Here is a 5758-nt window from a genome sequence, read left to right as displayed (position 1 = left end):
CTTACAATCAGATGGATCGAATAAACTGGACTCAAGAAAATTAAAGTAGCCTATTTGATATGGAAAATGTACTAAAAGTACCTACTATGGCAGAACTTTTTGCCGCAGGAAAACAACCAGAAGTTCTTTTCTGGGTAGGTTGTGCAGGAAGTTTTGATGATAGAGCAAAAAAAATCACGAAGGCTTTTGTTAAAATTTTGAATAAGGCCAATGTTACATTCGCGGTTTTAGGTACAGAAGAAAGTTGTACAGGTGATCCTGCTAAAAGAGCTGGTAACGAGTTTTTATTTCAAATGCAAGCAGTTACCAATATTGAAGTAATGAATTCCTATGGCATAAAGAAAGTTGTAACAGCTTGTCCTCATTGTTTTAATACACTTAAAAATGAGTATCCTGGTTTAGGTGGAACTTATGAAGTTGTACATCATACTCAGTTTTTAAAAGATTTGGTATCTGAGGGAAGAATTACTTTAGAAGGTGGTAAGTACAAAGGAAAAAGAGTAACCTATCATGATCCGTGCTATCTCGGAAGAGCAAATAGTATTTATGAAGCTCCAAGAGATCTTATAAAAAAGTTAGATGCAGAATTAGTTGAAATGAAAAGCTGCAGAAAAAAAGGACTTTGTTGTGGAGCTGGTGGTGCACAGATGTTTAAAGAAGCAGAAAAGGGAGATAAAGAAGTGAATATAGAAAGAACTGAGCAAGCCCTTGAAACAAAACCAGAAATAATAGCCGCAGCATGTCCATTTTGTAATACGATGATTACTGATGGTGTAAAAAATAAAGAAAAAGAGGCATCAGTTGGTGTAATGGATATTGCTGAACTTATCGCCTCTGCTCAAGATTTATAGTCAATATCTTTTCCGATTTGGCATAATGAATGAGTTAACCCAAATAAAAATAGCCATATGTACAATGTATGAAAGTCTTCATATCTATGATGTATGGTTAAAAATAATTTAATTTATGCTAGTAGAATTTAACACGTTACCAGATACCTCTAGAGTTTGGATTTACCAAGCGAATAGGAGTTTAACTGATGATGAACTTAGTGAAATAACGGTGGGCCTTAATGATTTTATAAAAGATTGGGCTGCTCATGGTGCTGATTTAAAAGCAGCTTTTGAAATTAGATATAAACGATTTATAATTATAGCCTTAGATCAGAGTGAAAATGCTGCTACAGGATGTTCAATAGATGCGTCGGTACATTATATACAGTCTTTAGAGAAGAAATACGATATAGATTTATTAGATAAAATGAATGTTTCCTATAAACAAGGGGAATACATAGCATATAAATCGCTAATTGATTTTAAAAAAATGGTTAAACAAAAAGCTGTATCCTTAAAAACAGTAGTGTTTAACAATCTGGTGGCTACAAAAGGAGAATACGATGAATTTTGGGAAGTTCCAGCATCGGAAAGTTGGCATGCACGTTTCATGTGATTTTTGATTTAAAATGTATTATTAAAAGTTTTCAAAAATCCGATGAAATGCAATATTTAAAGCACTTTTAAGTTATTGCCATAAGCTATTTTTATGCGTTCATATTTAATTTCCTCCATACTTTGTCTTACTATACTTTGTGCCAATGCACAGAGCAATCCTTTGGTGGTTAAAGATAGTCTTGCGCAACAAAGATGGGTGGATGCCAAGTATTCGAGTATGTCCTTAGATGAAAAGATAGGGCAGCTTTTTATGGTTATGGTTGCATCTGATCAAAGTAAAGTCGCAACGGATAAAGTGAAAAAGCTTATTCAAGAACAAAAAATCGGTGGCGTAATTTTCTCAACCGGAGGCCCCATTCGCCAAGCTAAACTTACTAATGAATATCAGAAAGCATCAAAAGTGCCATTATTGGTTGGTATGGATGCGGAATGGGGACTAGCGATGCGATTAGATTCCACTTATGCTTTTCCATGGAATATGACTTTGGGGGCTATTGAGGATAGTACAATAGTAGAATCTGTAGGCAGGCGAATTGGTGAACATGCCAAACGATTGGGAGTTCATATTAATTTTGCACCTGTTGTGGATATCAATACAAATCCTAAAAACCCTATAATTGGTAATCGTTCATTTGGTGAAAATCGTGAAAACGTTGCCAAAATGGGAGCTGCATTTACTAAGGGCTTAGAAAGTGCTGGTGTGCTATCTAGTGGAAAGCATTTTCCGGGTCATGGAGACACCGCAACAGATTCTCATCACGATTTGCCAGTTATAGACTTCCCTCGTGAACGTTTAGATAGTTTAGAACTATATCCTTATAAGAGGGTAATTAATGCCGGTTTAAGTAGTGTAATGGTTGCACACTTAGAAGTGCCTGCATTAGAATCAGAAAAAAAAATACCATCTTCATTATCTCCGTATATAATTAATGGACTGCTTAAACAGGAAATGGGTTTTAAAGGTCTTGTATTCACCGATGCCTTAAATATGAAAGGTGCCGCAGATAGGGGTAAGAACGGAGATGTAGAATTGGCCGCATTTATGGCAGGTAATGATATTTTACTGATGCCTACAGTTGTTGCTGAGGCAAAAAGTAAATTGATTAAATACTTTGAAAAAGGGAAGTTTAGTGAAGAACGACTAGAACATTCAGTAAAAAAAATATTACAAGCAAAATATAAAGTAGGTCTAAATAATTACCGTCCTATTAAACTTGATAATTTATATGAAGATCTTAATACATTAGAAGATGATTTGCTTTATGAAAAGGCAATTGAAAATGCTATTACGGTTGTTAAGAATAAATTTTATTTGTTAGGCATTAAGCGGTTGGAAAATAAGAAAATTGCCTATGTTAAATTTGGTGACGCGCCAAACGAACCTTTTGTAAAAGAATTAAAGAAATACGCTAAGGTTACACAGGTAAATGGTAAAGACCTAGCAACACTTAAAAATAAATTAAGTGATTATAATCTTGTGATTATTGGGCTTCACAAGAGTAATGCAAGTCCATGGAAATCTCATAAATTTTCCAAAAACGAATTGTTCTGGTTGGGTGAAATAGCAAAGGAACGTGGTTCTAATTTAATACTATCCATTTTTACAAATCCTTATGCATTGCTAGATGTACCGTCTTTTAATGCTATAGATGGTGTTGTGGTTGCATATCAAAATAGTAAAATAGCGCAGCAAAAAGCTGCTCAATTAATTTTTGGGGCGATTCCAGCAAAAGGTAAATTACCAGTTTCAGCACATACCGATTTTCCAGTAAACACAAGTGTTAAATTAAAATCATTACTTCGTTTAGGGTATAGTTATCCAGAAAGAGTAGGAATGAGTTCTACAAAATTAGCTGAAGTAGATCGGTTGGTGGGGGACGGGCTCGATTCATTAATGTATCCGGGAGCACAAGTTTTAATTGCGAGAAAAGGGAAGGTGATTTACAATAAAGGCTTTGGCAAGCCAACGTATAAAAGTACCGATAGCATTACGCCCGATAAGATATACGATTTGGCATCGCTTACAAAAATATTAGCCACGCTGCCTATGTTAATGATGATGGAAGAAGATGGAGATTTGGCTTTAAATGATACATTTTCAGATTTAATTCCGGCTTATGCAGATACCGAACTAAAAAATGTGACGGTTTTAAAAGCACTTTCACATTATGGAAGACTCCCTGCTTGGATAGCTTTTTATGTAGATACTTTAGATAAAAACAGAAAACCTTCAACGGAATTCTACCGAAAATCACCAAGCGCTGGTTTTTCAATAAAAGTGACGGACCAATTATATCTAGCTGATGCTTTTAAAGATTCTATTTATAATAGAATTGGAAGACAAGATTTAAAATCTAACCGCTATCGATATAGCGATGTTGGTTATTATGTTATGAAAAAATATATTGAGGACACTAAAAAAAGTCGCCTCGATAAATTGACTAATGATTTTCTTTATGCGCCACTTGGGGCTTATAATACAGGCTACAATCCACTGGATAAAATTCCAAAGAATAAAATTGTCCCTTCAGAAGAAGACAGTTATTACCGCTATCAAACCATGCAAGGTTATGTTCACGACATGGGGGCCGCCATGCAAGGCGGCGTAGGTGGACATGCCGGTTTATTTAGCAATGCGAATGATGTTGCTAAAATAATGCAAATGTATTTGCAACAAGGATTTTACGGAGGAACAAGATTTGTAGATAGTCGTACTGTTCAGAAATTCAACACCTGTTATTTTTGCGAAAAAAATGTTAGACGCGGAGTAGGTTTCGATAAGCCACAAATTAAAGGAAGCGGACCTACCTGTGGTTGTGTTTCGCGAAAAAGTTTTGGTCATAGTGGTTTTACAGGTACCTATACATGGGCGGATCCAGAAGAAGAGATAGTCTATGTATTTTTGTCTAATAGAACTTATCCGACTGCTTCGAATAGGCTTTTGGTCAAATCTGGATTACGAACCAGAATTCAGCAAGCTATTTATGATTCCATAATTAACTAGCAAACCATTAATTAAACTTCTGTTAAGTTAATATTGGTTTTCCGACTAAACTGATGTATTTCAGTAAATTTGAATAATTGAGGTTTCTTCAATTAGAATACTAATAAAAATAAACGTGTGAAAATAGCAATTGTTTGTTACCCAACATTTGGAGGTAGTGGTGTTGTAGCCACGGAATTAGGTATTGCATTGGCAAATAGAGGTCATGAAGTTCATTTTATTACCTATCGGCAACCAGTCAGATTAGAATTGTTAGGCAATCGTGTTCACTTTCATGAGGTTAATGTCCCTGAATATCCGTTATTCAAGTATCAGCCCTATGAACTCGCTTTATCGAGCAAATTAGTGGATACCATAAAACAATATGATATTGATGTTTTACACGTACATTATGCTATTCCACATGCGTACGCAGGTTATATGGCTAAAAAGATGTTAGAGGAGGAAAACATTTTTATTCCGATGATAACAACTTTGCATGGTACGGATATTACGCTGGTCGGTAGTCATCCTTTTTACAAACCAGCCGTTACGTTCAGTATAAATAATAGCGATGTAGTAACATCGGTTTCAGAAAGCCTAAAAAAGCAAACATTAGATATTTTTGAGGTAAAAAAGGAGATTGAAGTTGTTCCAAATTTCATTGATAAAACCAAATATCATACATCATTTACAGATTGTCAACGGTCGTTGATGGCCAATGATGATGAGAAAATTATTACACATATTAGTAATTTTCGAAAAGTTAAACGTATTCCTGATGTGGTAAAAATATTCCATAAAATTCAGCAAAGTATTTCTGCTAAACTGATTATGGTAGGTGAGGGTCCCGAAAAAGTGAAGGCTGAAAAGTTGTGCCGTACACTTGGTATTGAAGATAGAGTGGTGTTTTTAGGAAATAGTAATGAAATAGATCGTATACTTTGTTTTTCAGATTTGTTTTTATTGCCTTCAGAAACTGAAAGTTTTGGATTGGCAGCATTAGAAGCTATGGTTAATAAAGTTCCGGTAATTTCTAGTAATACAGGTGGAATACCAGAAGTAAATAAGCAAGGAATTACAGGTTTTTTAAGTGATATTGGGGATATTGATGGTATGGCTACCAATGCACTTAATATTTTAAAAGATGATGAAATTCTAGAAACCTTTAAGTCTAACGCATACAAGACAGCCTTGAATTTTGATATTTTGAACGTTCTGCCACTTTATGAAGATATCTATCAAAAAGCATATGAACAACGTTTTAAAAAGGCGGATTATTAAATGATGGAGAAAACATACGTATTTCTATTATTGGTTACTT

Annotated in this window: 4 protein-coding genes; all 4 read left to right on the top strand. The window is 34.8% G+C overall.

The window, feature by feature from the left end:
- Positions 1–59 precede the first annotated feature (59 nt).
- The 4 genes from ABJF52_RS08240 to bshA all read left to right on the top strand — a co-directional run bounded on the left by ABJF52_RS08240 (position 60) and on the right by bshA (position 5718).
- Entirely contained in the window at positions 60–851 is a 792-nt protein-coding gene (locus tag ABJF52_RS08240) for a (Fe-S)-binding protein (protein WP_348148955.1), read from the top strand.
- 115 nt (positions 852–966) lie between these two features.
- On the top strand, positions 967–1449 hold the full coding sequence (locus ABJF52_RS08235; RefSeq protein ID WP_348148953.1) for an ABC transporter ATPase: 483 nt from the start codon (positions 967–969) through the stop codon (positions 1447–1449).
- A 93-nt stretch (positions 1450–1542) separates the two neighbouring features.
- On the top strand, positions 1543–4455 hold the full coding sequence (locus ABJF52_RS08230; RefSeq protein WP_348148951.1) for a glycoside hydrolase family 3 N-terminal domain-containing protein: 2913 nt from the start codon (positions 1543–1545) through the stop codon (positions 4453–4455).
- 117 nt (positions 4456–4572) lie between these two features.
- Positions 4573–5718, top strand: a complete 1146-nt coding sequence (gene bshA, locus ABJF52_RS08225; RefSeq protein WP_348148950.1) for an N-acetyl-alpha-D-glucosaminyl L-malate synthase BshA — start codon at positions 4573–4575, stop codon at positions 5716–5718.
- Positions 5719–5758 lie beyond the last annotated feature (40 nt).

Origin of the sequence: Aurantibacter sp., from assembly GCF_039941195.1 — a bacterium.
In the GTDB taxonomy this organism is placed as follows: domain Bacteria; phylum Bacteroidota; class Bacteroidia; order Flavobacteriales; family Flavobacteriaceae; genus Aurantibacter_A.
Note: the sequence above shows the minus strand (reverse complement) of the source record. Positions and strands in the feature narration are given on the sequence as shown.

Coding starts and splice junctions, on each gene's coding strand:
- ABJF52_RS08240 (WP_348148955.1), top strand. CDS start 60: ATGGAAAATGTACTAAAAGTACCTACTATGGCAGAACTTTTTGCCGCA.
- ABJF52_RS08235 (WP_348148953.1), top strand. CDS start 967: ATGCTAGTAGAATTTAACACGTTACCAGATACCTCTAGAGTTTGGATT.
- ABJF52_RS08230 (WP_348148951.1), top strand. CDS start 1,543: ATGCGTTCATATTTAATTTCCTCCATACTTTGTCTTACTATACTTTGT.